Here is a 14019-nt window from a genome sequence, read left to right on the forward strand (position 1 = left end):
GGTGAATCGTCCCCCCTTGCCGCGATTCAGGACTGGCTCAGCTTACGCTGTACAACGCCGCCGAGGCCGCTCGGGTATTCGCTCCGCCACCGAATGTCGTCGCTTCGAATAGGTGAGCGCGCCGAGGCCCCCGCCACGCGGAGCGGCGGGGGCCTCGGGTGGTGCGGCCCTGAAGTGCGAAAGGACGGCGCGACCCGGGGGTCAGCCGTTGGACGCCTTCTCGTATGCCGAGACGACTTCCTCCGTGGGCCCGTCCATCAGGAGCTCGCCCTTTTCCAGCCACAGCACCCGGTCGCAGGTGTCGCGGATGGACTTGTTGTTGTGGCTCACCAGGAAGACGGTGCCCGCCTTCTCCCGCAGTTCGCGAATGCGGTTCTCGGAACGCACCTGGAAGCTGCGGTCACCGGTGGCCAGGGCCTCGTCGATCATCAGGACGTCGTGGTCCTTGGCCGCCGCGATGGAGAAACGCAGACGCGCCGCCATGCCCGAGGAGTAAGTGCGCATCGGCAGGGAGATGAAATCGCCCTTCTCGTTGATGCCCGAGAAGTCGACGATTCCCTGGTAGCGCTCCTTGATCTGCTCGCGGGTCATACCCATCGCGAGACCGCCGAGGACGATGTTGCGCTCACCGGTGAGGTCGTTCATCAGCGCCGCGTTGACACCGAGCAGCGAGGGCTGGCCGTCCGTGTAGACCTTGCCGTCCTCGCAGGGCAGCAGGCCCGCGATGGCGCGCAGCAAGGTGGACTTGCCGGATCCGTTGGAGCCGATGAGGCCGATCGCCTCGCCCCTGTACGCGGTGAAGGAGACCCCTCGCACGGCGTGGACCCGGCGGACGCCCGGTGCGTCGCCCTTGCCCCGGCGGACTATCTTGCTGAGCGCCGCGGTGGCGGCGCCCTTTCCGGCGCCGCCGGTGTTGACCCGGTAGACGATGTGGACATCGTCCGCGATCACGGTGGGGACGCGCCCCTTGGTCTTGTCAGCCACGGCCGTAACGCTCCTCAGCCTTCCAGAAGTACACGAAGCCGCCGAGACCGATCACCGCGGCCCACCCCACGGCGAAGAGCCAGACGTGCGGAGGCAGGTTGCTGCTGCCGTAGTCGTCGATCAGCGCGAACCGGATGAGGTCCATGTAGATCGCCACCGGGTTCCACAGCAGCACGTCGCTGATCCACTGGGGCTGGTCCTTGAGGTAGATCCCGATCGGGAACATGACCCCGGAGGCGTACATCCACGTACGCATCACGAACGGCATCAGCTGCGCCAGGTCGGGGGTCTTGGAACCCATCCGCGCGAAGATCATGGCGAGACCGGTGTTGAAGATGAACTGCAGCGCCAGTGTCGGAATCACCAGCAGCCAGGAGAGCCGCGGGTAGTTGCCGAAGCTGACGGCGATCACGAAGACGACGATCATCGAGTACATCAGCTGCTGGAGCTGTTGCAGCGAGAAGGACACCGGGAGGGCGGCTCGCGGGAAGTGCAGCGCCCGCACCAGCCCGAGGTTCCCGGAGATCGCCCGGACGCCCGCCATCACCGAGCTCTGGGTGAAGGTGAAAACGAAGATGCCCATCATCAGGAACGGGACGTAGACGCCCTTCGGCATCTCCCGGCCCGCGCCGAGGATCAGGCCGAAGATCAGCCAGTAGACGGCCGCGTTCAGCAGGGGGGTCACCACCTGCCAGACCTGGCCGAGCTTCGCCTGGCTGTACTGCGCGACCAGCCTGGCCCGGGAAAAAGCCATGACGAAGTGACGCCGGCCCCAAAGCTGCCGCACGTAGTCGCGCAGGCCGGGCCTGGCGCCGCTCACGGAAAGCCCGTACTTCCTGGCGAGCTCCGCGGGGGTGAGCCCCGCGTCTTCGGACGGCGGCTTGCTCGTGGCGAGGGCGCCGTCGTGGGTTGTGTCACTCACAAGTTGAAACTTTCCGTCTTCAAGATGCGGCAGGGGACATCGGGCCGGTGGCGCTGGGCCCGTGATCGCGCCATGTTCCCAGACGCGAGCGGGTCAGATGACAGGTGGTCTGCCCAGTCGGGTCAACCGCCAGACCGTACGCCACCTCATGGGGCGCCGGGCACCGCAGGGAGTGGTCCATCCCTCCTTGAACCCCCCGAACCAGGCCTTGAGCGCGGGACCCGAAGGCCTGCGCACGAGCGTCAGGAGAAGCCAGACGCCCAGGTAGACCGGGACCAGCGGAACGGGCAGGTTGCGGCGGGCGAGCCACACCCGGTTACGAGCCACCATACGGTGGTAGACCGCATGCCGGGACGGCGCCGTCGTCGGGTGGAGCAGCACCATGTCCGCGCGGTAGTCGATCAGCCACCCGGCGTCGAGCGCGCGCCAGGCCAGGTCGGTCTCCTCGTGCGCGTAGAAGAACTCCCCCGGCAGGGTTCCGACCTGCTCGAACACCGCCGTGCGGACGGCATTGGCGCCGCCCAGGAAGGTCGTCACGCGGGAGGAGCGCATCGGGTCGGAAGCGCGCAGCCGCGGCACGTGCCGGCGCTGGGTCTCGCCGGTCTGCGGATCCGCGATCCGGAAGCTGATGATCCCCAGCCCGGGGTCCTCGGCGAAGGCCTGGCGGCACAGCTCGGCGGTGTCGGTGCGCTCCAGCAGTCCGTCGTCGTCCAGGAAGAGCAGGGCGTCCACATCGCGGCCGCCGGGACCGAAGGCCTCGATGCCGACGTTGCGCCCGCCGGGGATGCCCAGGTTCTCGGGCAGCTCGACCGTGCGGACGCCCTCGGGCAGCCCGGTGACCTTGACGCCCTGACCCACGACGACCACGTCGACGGGGTCGCCGTCCTGGCGGGCCACCGAGTCGAGGAGCGCCTTGAGCTCGTCGGGCCGGGTGCCCATGGTGATGATCACGGCGCCCAGCCGCATCGGGGCGGTCACTTGAGCCTGCTGGAGGCGAGGACCGACACCAGGTGCAGCAGCGTCTGCAGCAGCGCGATGCCGGCGAGTACGGCGACACCGAGCCGGGTGAAGAACAGGTCGCCCCGGACCGTGTCCAGGACGGCCAGCAACAGAATGAGCAGGGACGCCTCGATGCCGAGGACCAGCCGGTGGAACTTCAGCGCGGCGGCGGCCCGGCGGGCGAGCGCCATGCCGGACGAGCGCGGCTCCGAGGCCGCCTCCTTGACCGGGGGCTTGCCCACCTGGTGCCGGGCGACGCCGACCAGGTCGGTCTCGGCCTTGATCAGGATCGCGCCGAGCGCCGCCAGGGTGCCCAGGAAGGCCCACAGCCAGTCGATCCGCCCGCTGCCCCACAGGTCGGCCGCGCGCAGGCCGAAGCCGACCAGGACCGCCGCGTCGCACAGGTAGGCGCCGACTCGGTCCAGGTACACCCCGGAGAGCGAGAACTGCTGCCTCCAGCGGGCGATCTCCCCGTCGACGCAGTCGAGCAGCAGGTAGAGCTGGACCATCACCACCCCGAGGACGGCACCCCAGACGCCCGGCACCAGGAGGGCCGGGGCGGCGAGGACACCGGCGACGGTCATCAGGTAGGTCAGCTGGTTGGGCGTGACGCGGGTGTTCACCAGGAAGCGGTCGATGCGCAGGGAGATCTCGCGCATGTAGAGGCGCCCGGCCCAGTGCTCGCCGCTGCGCCGGTCCTTCACGCCCTCCGGGTGAACGACGGGCCGGAGTTCAGCTACGGATGGTCTTGGCATAGTCGGCGTAAGCGTCCCTGATCTCGGCTGCGGACAGGTTGAGGTGCTCCAGGATCGTGAAACGTCCCGGGCGGGTCTGGGGGGCGTACTCGACGGCCGCGACGAACTCGTCGACGCTGAAGCCGATCTCCTCGGGCAGCACCGGCAGGCCGTGGCGGCTCAGCACGTCGACGAAGAGGGCGGACTGCTCCTCCGCGCCGCGCAGGTGCATGGCGAAGGCGGCTCCGATGCCGACCTGCTCGCCGTGGAGCGCCGAGCGCCCCGGGTAGAGGAGGTCGAAGGCGTGGCTGATCTCGTGGCAGGCGCCGGACGACGGGCGGGAGTCCCCGCTGATCGACATGGCGATGCCGGAGAGGACGAGCGCCTCGGAGAGCACGGTGAGGAACTCGTCGTCGCCGCAGCCGCCGGTGTGGCGCAGCACGGACTGGCCGGCCGTACGGGCCATGGCGGCGGCGAGGCCGTCCACGGCCTCGCCGGTGATCTGGTGCGAGAGCTCCCAGTCGGCGATCGCGGAGATGTTGGAGATCGCGTCGCCGATGCCGGCGCGGATGAACCGCACCGGGGCGTCCTTGATCACGTCGAGGTCGATGACCATCGCGATCGGCGTGGGGACGCCGTAGGAACCGCGGCCGTTGTCGTTGTCCAGGATGGACACCGGCGAACAGATGCCGTCGTGCGAGAGGTTGGTGGCGACGGCCACCATGGGCAGCCCGACCCGCGCCGCGGCGTACTTCGCGACGTCGATGATCTTGCCGCCGCCGAGGCCCACGACGGCGTCGTAGCGGCGGCCCTTCATGTCGTCGGCCAGCTTGACCGCGGAGTCGATGGTGCCGTCGACGACCGGGTACCAGTCGGCGTGCGGAAGTACGGGCTCCAGCTTCAGGCGCAGCGCCGCGCCCGAGCCGCCGCTGATCGCGATCGCCAGCTTGCCGGAGGCGGAGATCCGCTGGTCGGCGAGGAGGCCGGCCAGGTCGTCCATCGCCCCGCGGCTGATGTCGACGACGACGGGCGAGGGGATCAGCCTCGTCAGTACTGGCATGCGATCGTCCGGCCCTTGGCGAGGTCGTCGTGGTTGTCGATCTCGACCCACTTGACGTCACCGATGGGGGCAACGTCGATGGTGAAACCGTCGTTGACGAGCTGCTGGTAGCCGTCCTCGTAGTAGAGGTCGGGGTCGCGCTCGAAGGTGGTCTTCAGCGCCTCGGCCAGCTCCACGGCGGCCTCGGGCTCGATGAGGGTGACACCGATGTACTCGCCCGTCGCCTCGGACGGGTCCATGAGCTTGGTGATCTTCCGCACGCCGGTCCGGGAAGCACCGCCGTCGGCGGTGACGACCTTCATCTCCTCGTCGGCCAGGGTCTTGACCGTGTCGAGGGCCAGGATGATCTTCCGGCCGTCGCCGCGGGCGGCGAGCAGGGTCTTCTCGACGGAGACCGGGTGGACGGTGTCGCCGTTGGCGAGGATCACACCCTGCTTGAGGACGTCACGCGCGCACCACAGGGAGTAGGCGTTGTTCCACTCCTCGGCCTTGTCGTTGTCGATCAGCGTGATCTTGACGCCGTACTTGGCCTCCAGTGCCTCCCTGCGCTCGTAGACGGCTTCCTTGCGGTAGCCGACGACGATGGCGACCTCGGTGAGGCCGACCTCGGCGAAGTTGCCGAGCGTCAGGTCGAGAACCGTCAGGCTCTCCTCCCGGCCTTCGGGACCGACGGGCACGAGGGCCTTGGGCAGGGTGTCGGTATAGGGACGCAGGCGGCGTCCGGCACCGGCAGCGAGTACAAGGCCGATCATGCTGGTTCTCCTTCGTCATGTACGGCGGGTGCTCCGGAGGAGACCCAGAAGCGGATGCTCTCCACGAGCACCACGAGTGCCACGAACACGGCCAGGGCCGTGAGCGCGACGGGGAAGTCCGTGTGGCGTGTCACCAGGACGGCGGCCAGTACCGCGGTCAGCAGCACCCGGCCTTCATGGCCGCCGATCGTCCGCACCAGCCAGTGCGGGGGCGCGCCGGTGCCACCGCGAATGCGGTACACCGTGTCGTAGTGATGGTAGGCGACCGCCGCGATCAGGCCGAATGCCGCCGGAAGGGCTCCGGGGACGTCCGCCTTGGCGGCGAGGATCAGCACGGTGGTGTATTCGGCGGCCCGGAACACGGGCGGGACGAGCCAGTCGAGGGCGCCCTTGAGGGGACGTGCGACGGCTGCCCCGGCGAGCAGCGCGTAGACGACCGCGGCGATGACCACCTGGCGGCTGCCGAACTCGTAGGCCCAGGCCGTCCACAGCAGGGCGGCCGAGCCGACGACGGCGGCGATCCCGGCGCCGGGCGCCATCCGGCCCACCACACGGCCGGCGAGCTCGGCGACGGGGCCGGAGTCGGCCAGGTCCGCGAGGGCCCGGGCGGCGCGGTCCGTCCTCTTCGCCTTGCGGGTCAGGGACCGCAGGACGCGGCCCGCGGTGGTGTAGAGGGCGCCGAAGGCGCAGCCGACGAGCAGGGCGTAGAAGACGATCCGCGGGGTGGTGACGGCGGTCAGGACCGCGATCATCGCCCAGCGCTCACCGATGGGGAGGATGATCATCCGCCGGACCCAGACCGTCCAGCCGACACTGTCGAGCTTGACGGAGAGCGCTGCCGTCGGGCTCCCGGTGACGGATGTACCGGCGGCCGTGGCGTCGTGGTTGGCCTCGTTGAACGAGAAGTCGACGACGTGGCGGCAGGTCATCAGGACCATCGCGCCGACGGCGAGGGCCCATACGTCGTCCCCGTCGCGGGCCGCTCCCAGCGCCAGGCCCGCGTAGAAGGAGTACTCCTTGGCGCGGTCGAAGGTCGCGTCGAGCCAGGCGCCCATCGTCGAGTACTGGAGCGAGTAGCGGGCGAGCTGCCCGTCGGTGCAGTCCAGGACGAAGGAGACGAGGAGGAGCACACCGGCCGCGGCGTAGCCCCAGCGGTCGCCGGTGGCGGCGCAGCCGGCCGCGATGAGCGCGGTGATCAGCGAGGCGGTGGTGACCTGGTTCGGGGTCAGTCCGCGGCGCGCGCACCAGCGGGCGATGTAACGCGAGTACGGGCTGATGAAGAAGGTGGTGAAGAAGCCGTCGCGGGACTTCACGGCGGTCCGCAGGCGCACCGCCTCCTCGTCCACGGCGGCGACGGCGGCGGTCGCCGCGTCCCGGTCCGCGGCGGTGGCGGGGACGGCGGCGACGAGGGTGCCGAGCTCGGGCCGCTGGACGGAGGTCCCGGCGGCCTCGACGCCGGCGGCGAGCCGGTCGGCGTAGGGCTCGGTGGCGCCGCCGGCGGCGGTGTCCGCCTCGGCGGCCGCCTTGTCCAGGGCCCCGCGGGCGCCCGGCTGGACGGCGAAGGCACCGGTGACGGCGCACGCGTCGTAGCGGGGGTCGGTCAGGGCGAGACGCAGCGCGTGCACATGGCCGACGAACGCGCTGTCCACGAAGGCCACCCGCTGGTCGGCGGGTACGGCGGCCAGCGCGGCGGCGGCCTCCTCGGGCCCGGCCGCGGGGCGGACCTCGAAGCCGAGGGAGCGCAGCTCGTCGGGGAGCGGTGATCCGGGGACCGGCAGGCCGGTAAGGATGACGGTCGGCAGACGAACTCACTCCTTGCGACGAACACGGGACGTACGCCAGGTGGGGCGGCGGCACGTCGGCAGAGGCTATCGGATGAATGGAAGCGGGGGTTCACCGCCCGTTTACGCCCCGATGAGCCGATATCCCTGTGCTTCGGGCCTACGTGTGGCCATCATCGACGATCACGCCGAGGGACCACAAACCGCCCCGGTGCTACGGTGGGCGCAGGGCCGTACGCGTCTCGTACGGGTCTGTCTGAAGGCGACTGAGCGGGAACCCGAGCGAGAAAGAGGTGGGTTGATGACCGTCGTAGTGATCGCGGCCACGCGCGGCGAACTCCGGTGCATCTCCCATTCCTCCCGGGCGTCCGGCCAGGCCTGATCTCACACGATCCGCCTCGTCGGCCGGAGCCCCTGTTCAAGGGTTCACGTTGACCGACAACAACACCTCCCGCAGCGCCGACAGCTCCGATGGCGCCGACAGCTTCCTGCGGGCTTTCTTCACGCTGCACCACGACCTGCCCCGGCAGGCTCCCGGTTCCGATGCGACCACCCGGCACCTGCTGTCGCTGTGCGGACCTCTGCCCGAGCGGCCGCGCGTCCTCGACCTGGGCTGCGGTCCGGGCCGCAGCGCTCTGCTCCTCGCCGCCGAGGCCGGCCGGGCCGGCGGCGACGTGACGGCCGTCGACCTCCACGACCACTTCCTCGGCGAGCTGCGCACGGCCGCGGCGGCCCGCGGGCTCGCCGACCGCGTCCGGGCCGTCAAGGCGGACATGGGCGCACCGCCCTGTGCGGACGGCTCCTTCGACCTCGTCTGGGCGGAGGGCTCCGCCTACGCCATCGGCTTCGACACCGCGCTCGCGCGCTGGAAGCGCCTGCTCGCACCGGGCGGCACCCTCGTGCTCACCGAGTGCGAGTGGAGCGTCGCCGAGCCGTCCCCCGGCGCACGCGCCTTCTGGGACCCCCGGTACGCGCTGCGCTCCACCGCGCGCAATCTCGCGGCCGCCCAGGCCGCCGGGTACCAGGTGCTGGGCGTGCACCACCTGCCCGACTCCGACTGGGCCGAGTACTACGGCCCGCTCGCCGGGCGGGTCCGCGCCCACGCCGACGGCGACACTCCCGCGATGGCGGCCGCGGTGGCCGCCACCCGCGAGGAGCTCGACGTACGGGCCCGGCACGGGCACGAGTACCGGTACACGGGATACGTCCTGCGCCCGGTGAGCGCCGGGCAGGGCGACGCCTGGCCGGCCCGCCCGGAGACCGCGGCCGACGTGGCCGCCGTCAGGGAGGTCAACCTCGCGGCCTTCGAGACCCCGCTGGAGGCGGACCTCGTGGACGCGCTGCGCACGGACGCCTCCTGGCTGCCGGGGCTGTCGTACGTGGCCGAGGGCCCGGACGGGTCGGTGGCCGCGCACGCCCTTCTCACCGTCTGCGAGGTCGACGGCGTACGGGCGCTCGCTCTCGCCCCGGTGGCCGTCGATCCCGCGCTCCAGCGCTCGGGGGCGGGCAGCTCGGTCGTACGTGCCCTGCTCGCGGCGGCCAAGGAGCGCGGGGAGGCGCTGGTCCTCGTCCTGGGCCATCCGGAGTACTACCCGCGCTTCGGTTTCGTACCGGCGTCGCGCTTCGGGATCCGGGCGCCCTTCGAGGTCCCGGACGAGGCGATGATGGCGCTGGTGCTGGACGATTCCGTGCCGGTCCCGGCGGGCACGGTCGGCTATCCGGCCCCCTTCGGGGTCTGACGCGCCGGGTGCCGGTGCCCGTGAGGTGACCTGCCTCCGCAGCTGCTCCTCGCCGCTTATCACGCGGCGACGGGCAGACATGCGCGGATCACCGAAGTGCGGACAAGCCTCTTTTGTACGGCAGACTGAAGGCCGAAGTCCGAAGCGAAGGATGGGTATGCCGACCACACCAGCCACCGCCGCGAGCAGCGCGTCCAACGGCACCGGCACTCAAGAAACGATCATGCTCGAACTGGTCGACGAGTCCGGCAACACGATCGGCACGGCGGAGAAGCTCTCCGCCCATCAGGCGCCCGGGCTGCTGCACCGGGCGTTCTCCGTGTTCCTCTTCGACGAGCAGGGCCGCCTGCTGCTCCAGCGGCGGGCCCTGGGCAAGTACCACTCCCCCGGCGTCTGGTCGAACACCTGTTGCGGTCATCCCTACCCCGGGGAGTCACCGTTCGCGGCGGCGGCCCGGCGGACCCACGAGGAGCTGGGGCTGTCCCCCTCGCTGCTCGCGGAGGCGGGGACGGTGCGCTACAACCACCCGGACCCCGCGTCGGGCCTGGTGGAGCAGGAGTACAACCACCTGTTCGTGGGACTCGCGCAGGCGGCGCTCCGGCCGGATCCGGAGGAGGTCGGCGACACCGCCTTCGTGACCGCCGGGGAATTGGCGCAGCGGCATGCCGAGGCGCCGTTCTCGGCCTGGTTCACGACCGTGCTGGACGCGGCGCGGCCCGCGATCCGCGAGCTGACGGGTGACGCGGCGGGCTGGTAGCGGTATCCCGCCGGTCAGACGGCGGAGGCCGAGCCGGCGGGGCCGGATGCGGTGAGCGGCAGGGCCGCCCAGATGACCTTGCCGCCGGTCGAGGTGTGCTCGACGTCGCAGACCCCGCCGGCCTCCAGCGTTACCTCCCGCACCAGGAGCAGACCCCGGCCGCCGGTCTGGCCGAAATCCGCTTCCAGCGCCTTGGGGCGGTAGGGGTGGTCGTCCTCGACGGCCACCCGTACCCACTCGCGTCCGATCGCGACTTCGACCGCGACCTCCGGGGAGAGCAGGGCGGCGTGCCGGACCGAGTTCGTCACCAGCTCGGAGACGATCAGGAGCAGCGCGTACACGAGGTCCTGATCGGCCGGCACCCCCTGGCGCCCGAGCAGCTCCCGGACCGCCCGGCGCGCCTGCGGAACGGATTCTTCTACGGCGGGAGCGGTGAACCGCCAGACTCCCTCGTACGCGAGAGGGTCGGCCGGAGCCTCCGGCTCACCTCCCGTGACCGGCGGGACACTCCCGCTGACATCCATCTTCCGTCCCCCGTCTTCACGCTCGATCGTCTCCACGCGTCAAGAGTGGGGAACGGGGCCGTCCGGGCCGGACGACTGACCAGAAGACAGCGTCAATCGCACACTTTTTGACCGCTGGCGTATGACAGAGTCAATTGTTCGACTATTCCTGCTCTTCTACTCGTCGGTTCTCGGCCGCCTCGCGCGCCTCGTCCCGCCCGCCCGCATCCGCCGCCACCTCGTCCTCCCTGACCAGACCCAGAATGCGCCGGGCGCCCAGGCCCAGGGCCACCAGGCTGAGGCCGTCGAACAGGAGGGCGAGGGAGAAGAAGGTTCCGATCACGTACAGACTGCTGCCGGGCCAACTGGCGAGCACCAGGATGCCCAGCAGGACCCCGAAGGCGCCCTGGACGAGCGAGAGCCCGAAGTTCGCCCCGCGCACGACCAGGGACCCGGCCAGCCGGAACAGGCCGCCGGTGAGGAAGAGCAGCGCGGCGAACATGGTCAGCGCCTCGGCGCTCGCCTCGGGACGGCGCAGGATCACGAAGCCGGCCGCGAGGTTGATCGCCGCCACGATGACGGCGAGCCAGAAGTAGTTGCTCTCGCGCGACTGCACGGCCTGGAGCAGGCCCACCACACCGCCCGCCAGCAGCAGCCAGCCGAAGAGGAACATCGAGGTCAGGGTGGCCACGCCGGTGTAGACCAGACCCACCAGGCCGACCAGTACGAGGATCAGGCCGAGCAGGGCCAACAGCCCGAAACTGCGGCTGAGCTTCTTCTTCTCGTGCTGCGGTTCCGGGCCGCCTGCCCGTCCCCACGCCCGTCGACCCCGCGCCCGTCCCCTCGCCTCGCCCTTCGCCTCGCTGCGGTCTGCGCCCATGGACGTGCCACCTCCTCGCAACCCCCGGGTCCGACTCCCGATCATAGGGACCGGGGCGCCGGATAGCATCCGGCGCATGGACGCAGCACAGGACGCCGCACAGGACGCCGCACAGGAGGCAGCCCTCCTGCACACGGTCGCCGGCGGAGTCGCCACCGTCGTCATCTCGCACCCCGCCAAGCGCAACGCCATGACGGCCGCGATGTGGCGGGCGCTTCCCGGCCTGCTGACCGCACTGGCGGCCGATCCCGTCGTACGGGTGCTGGTGCTGACCGGCGCCGGCCCGACCTTCTGTGCCGGGGCGGACATCTCCTCGCTCACGGGGGACGACGACGCCCGGATGCTGGCGGTGACGGCGGAAGAGGCCCTGGCCGCCTTCCCGAAGCCCACACTGGCGGCGATCCGCGGATTCTGCGTGGGCGGCGGCAGCCAGCTGGCGGCCGCCTGCGACCTGCGCTTCGCCGAGGAGGGGTCGTCGTTCGGGGTGACCCCGGCCAAGCTGGGCATCGTCTACCCGGCGTCCTCCACCCGGAGGCTGGCGGGACTGGTGGGCCCGGCCTGGGCCAAGTACCTGCTGTTCTCGGCGGAGTTGATCGACGCCGAGCAGGCACTGCGCGCCGGATTCCTGAACGAGCTGCTGCCGACCGGCCAACTGAACAAGCGGGTCGCCGAGTTCACGCGCATCCTGGCCGCGCGTTCGCAGCTGACGCAGGCGGCGGCCAAGGAGTTCGCGGACGGCCGGACGGACCGGGACGGTTACTGGGCGGAGCAGGCGGGCGCGAGCGGCGACACCGCGGAGGGTGTCGCCGCGTTCCTGGAACGCCGTACCCCGGCCTTCGGCTGGACACCGGGGAGCGGGTCCGCGCCAGGAGCTACTCCGGCGGGTTGAGGGCCCTGAGCCGGGCGACGATCTCGGCGGGGGCCTTGGCCGGCGAGCCGGCGTCGTAGGGCGGCTGGGGGTCGTACTCCGTCATCAGCTGCACGGTCTGCGCGTACGCGTCACCCGCGATCCGGCCGAGCAGGGTGAGCCCCATGTCGATGCCGGCGGAGACCCCGGCGGCGGTGACGTACTTGCCGTCGGACACCACGCGCTCACCGGTGGGGGTCGCGCCGAAGGGGAGCAGCCGGTCGAGGTAGAGCCAGTGGCTGGTGGCCCGCCGCCCGTCGAGCAGCCCGGCGGCGGCCAGCAGCAAGGACCCCGTGCAGACCGAGGTGGTCCAGGTGCTGGTGGCGTCCACCGCCCGCAGCCAGTCCAGTACGGCGGGGTTCCTCATCTCGGCCTCGGGCTGCGGCCCGCCGGGCACGATGACGATGTCCGGCCGTGTGACCTCGTCGAACCCCTTGTCGGCGATGAGCGCGAGCGACCCCGAGTCGTTGCGCACGGCTCCCGGCCGCTCGGCCACGAACACGGTCTCGGCCCCTTGGAGCGCGCCGAGGGTCTCGTAGGGCCCGACGGCATCGAGGGCGGTGAAACGGTCGTAAAGCAGTACGGCGATCTGCATGTCTCCTCCGGAGCGGTTGACGCGCTTACGGTGCGCTGCCCGGGGTGCGGGCCAGCGGGTCTCTGTCAGGCGAGGCGTCCCCGTCCCTCGGGGCCGCCCCACCGCCTGTCTGTTCGCGGCCCGGCCCGGAACGGACCGGGCCGAGGCCGGGCGCCGCCCGGAACGGGGCGGCGTACGCCATCAGGTTCCGGGGGCGCAGCCCGGTGCCGGGAAGGGCGGGGTGGGGCCCGGACTCAGCGCAGCGGCTCCGGCCCGCCGGGGCACGGGCGGTGTCGGGCACGGCGGGGACGACCAAGGCAAGGTCGAGCAAGGCAGCGGCAGCGGCAGCGGCAGCGGCAGCGGCCAGGTCTACGGGCCCGCCGTGGTCCCGAAGCGGCGGCGGTATTCCGTCGGGGGCTGGCCCAGCGTTCGCACGAACGCCCGCCGCAGCGCCTCCGGCGTCCCGTACCCGCACTCCCGCGAGATCTGCGCGATCCCCTCCCCGCTCTCTTCCAGCAGCCGCCGCGCATGCTCCACCCGCACCCGCTCGACGTACCGCCCCGGCGTCACCCCCGTCTCCGCGTGGAACGCCCGCGCGAAGTGCCGCGGCGACAGCCTGGCCCGCGCCGCCAGGGACTCCACGCTCAGGTCCTCGCCGGGGTGCTCCGTGATCCACTGCTGGACATCCCGCAGCGGCTCCCGCCGCGCCGTCTGCGCCGCCAGCTGCGCGCTGAACTGCGCCTGGTTCCCGGGCCGGCGCAGGAACACCACCAGGTGCCGGGCGATCGTCAGCGCCACCTCCCGCCCGTGGTCCTCTTCCACCAGCGCCAGCGCGAGGTCGATCCCCGCCGTGACCCCGGCCGAGGTGGCGACCGGTCCGTCCCGTACGTAGATCGGGTCCGGCTCGACCACGACGTCCGGGTAGTCCCGCGCCATCCGCTCGCACACGGACCAGTGCGTCGTGGCCCGGCGCCCCTCCAGGAACCCGGCCTCGGCCAGCAGCAGTCCGCCCGTGCACACGGACACCAGCCGCTCCGCGCCACCCCCGTGAGCGCGCAGCCAGTCGGTGATCCGCGGCTCGAAGTCCGCCGTGTACTGGCCTCCCGGCACCAGCAGCGTCGTCCCCGCCCCCGGCCGGGCGCTCTCCAGGTCCCCGTCCGGGACCAGCGTCAGCCCGCTGTTCGTGCGGACCGGCGCACCGCCCGGCGACACCGTCCGGATCTCGTACCCGGTCCGCCCGGGGAAGCGGGCGGCGCCGGCGAAGACCTCGACCGGCCCGGTCACGTCCAGGCTCTGGACCCCGTCGTAGAGGACGACGAGCACGCGTGGCAACGACATGGCCTCATGGTGTGACGCAGGTCCCGGTGGCCGCAATGCCGTGCTTCCCACCTATCCGGCCATCTGTCATCCAGGACGGCTCCGGGGCG

15 protein-coding genes are annotated in these 14019 nt (G+C 71.5%); 4 read left to right on the top strand and 11 right to left on the bottom strand.

Going from position 1 to position 14019, the window contains the following annotated elements; translation table 11 throughout:
- Positions 1–201 precede the first annotated feature (201 nt).
- From ABZX75_RS05830 to ABZX75_RS05860, 7 genes are all read right to left on the bottom strand, one after another.
- The gene (locus ABZX75_RS05830) at positions 202–984 is read right to left on the bottom strand and encodes an ABC transporter ATP-binding protein (RefSeq protein WP_355408239.1); all 783 of its coding nucleotides are present in this window, start codon (positions 982–984) and stop codon (positions 202–204) included.
- Positions 977–1906, bottom strand: coding sequence for an ABC transporter permease (locus ABZX75_RS05835; RefSeq protein WP_355408241.1), 930 nt, complete (start codon positions 1904–1906; stop codon positions 977–979). The genes ABZX75_RS05830 and ABZX75_RS05835 overlap by 8 nt, the downstream gene beginning before the upstream one ends.
- 93 nt (positions 1907–1999) lie before the next feature.
- Positions 2000–2884 carry a glycosyltransferase gene (locus ABZX75_RS05840; RefSeq protein ID WP_355408243.1) on the bottom strand — a complete coding sequence of 295 codons (885 nt, stop codon included), beginning with the start codon at positions 2882–2884 and terminating at the stop codon, positions 2000–2002.
- Positions 2881–3660 (bottom strand): CDP-alcohol phosphatidyltransferase family protein, encoded by a 780-nt coding sequence (locus ABZX75_RS05845; protein ID WP_355408245.1) that lies wholly within the window; start codon positions 3658–3660, stop codon positions 2881–2883. Before ABZX75_RS05845 ends, ABZX75_RS05840 begins: the two co-directional genes overlap by 4 nt.
- Positions 3638–4699, bottom strand: a complete 1062-nt coding sequence (locus ABZX75_RS05850; RefSeq protein ID WP_355408247.1) for an iron-containing alcohol dehydrogenase family protein — start codon at positions 4697–4699, stop codon at positions 3638–3640. The genes ABZX75_RS05845 and ABZX75_RS05850 overlap by 23 nt, the downstream gene beginning before the upstream one ends.
- Positions 4687–5451, bottom strand: coding sequence for a phosphocholine cytidylyltransferase family protein (locus ABZX75_RS05855; RefSeq protein ID WP_355408249.1), 765 nt, complete (start codon positions 5449–5451; stop codon positions 4687–4689). The genes ABZX75_RS05850 and ABZX75_RS05855 overlap by 13 nt, the downstream gene beginning before the upstream one ends.
- The gene (locus tag ABZX75_RS05860; RefSeq protein WP_355408251.1) at positions 5448–7100 is read right to left on the bottom strand and encodes a DUF5941 domain-containing protein; all 1653 of its coding nucleotides are present in this window, start codon (positions 7098–7100) and stop codon (positions 5448–5450) included. Before ABZX75_RS05860 ends, ABZX75_RS05855 begins: the two co-directional genes overlap by 4 nt.
- Between ABZX75_RS05860 and ABZX75_RS05865 the strand changes: the two genes are divergently transcribed.
- From ABZX75_RS05865 to idi, 3 genes are all read left to right on the top strand, one after another.
- A complete protein-coding gene (locus tag ABZX75_RS05865; RefSeq protein ID WP_355408253.1) occupies positions 7077–7214 on the top strand; it encodes a hypothetical protein in 138 nt (45 codons plus the stop codon). The genes ABZX75_RS05860 and ABZX75_RS05865 overlap by 24 nt on opposite strands.
- A gap of 506 nt (positions 7215–7720) precedes the next feature.
- A complete protein-coding gene (locus ABZX75_RS05870; RefSeq protein ID WP_355408500.1) occupies positions 7721–8971 on the top strand; it encodes a bifunctional class I SAM-dependent methyltransferase/N-acetyltransferase in 1251 nt (416 codons plus the stop codon).
- Between the two features lie 157 nt (positions 8972–9128).
- Positions 9129–9728: an isopentenyl-diphosphate Delta-isomerase gene (gene idi / locus ABZX75_RS05875; protein ID WP_355408255.1), complete on the top strand. Its 600-nt coding sequence runs from the start codon at positions 9129–9131 to the stop codon at positions 9726–9728.
- 14 nt (positions 9729–9742) lie between these two features.
- Here idi and ABZX75_RS05880 read toward each other — a convergent pair whose 3' ends face one another.
- Both ABZX75_RS05880 and ABZX75_RS05885 read right to left on the bottom strand, forming a co-directional pair.
- On the bottom strand, positions 9743–10288 hold the full coding sequence (locus ABZX75_RS05880; RefSeq protein ID WP_355408257.1) for an ATP-binding protein: 546 nt from the start codon (positions 10286–10288) through the stop codon (positions 9743–9745).
- Between the two features lie 106 nt (positions 10289–10394).
- A complete protein-coding gene (locus ABZX75_RS05885; RefSeq protein ID WP_355408259.1) occupies positions 10395–11111 on the bottom strand; it encodes an HdeD family acid-resistance protein in 717 nt (238 codons plus the stop codon).
- A 76-nt stretch (positions 11112–11187) separates the two neighbouring features.
- Between ABZX75_RS05885 and ABZX75_RS05890 the strand changes: the two genes are divergently transcribed.
- Positions 11188–12000, top strand: a complete 813-nt coding sequence (locus ABZX75_RS05890) for an enoyl-CoA hydratase-related protein (RefSeq protein ID WP_355408261.1) — start codon at positions 11188–11190, stop codon at positions 11998–12000.
- Here the strand turns inward: ABZX75_RS05890 and ABZX75_RS05895 are convergent.
- On the bottom strand, positions 11984–12613 hold the full coding sequence (locus ABZX75_RS05895; protein ID WP_355408263.1) for a DJ-1/PfpI family protein: 630 nt from the start codon (positions 12611–12613) through the stop codon (positions 11984–11986). The genes ABZX75_RS05890 and ABZX75_RS05895 overlap by 17 nt on opposite strands.
- Before the next feature lie 348 nt (positions 12614–12961).
- Positions 12962–13930 (bottom strand): GlxA family transcriptional regulator, encoded by a 969-nt coding sequence (locus ABZX75_RS05900; protein ID WP_355408265.1) that lies wholly within the window; start codon positions 13928–13930, stop codon positions 12962–12964.
- Positions 13931–14019 lie beyond the last annotated feature (89 nt).

Origin of the sequence: Streptomyces sp. NPDC003038 (genome assembly GCF_040611115.1) — a bacterium.
Lineage (GTDB): Bacteria > Actinomycetota > Actinomycetes > Streptomycetales > Streptomycetaceae > Streptomyces.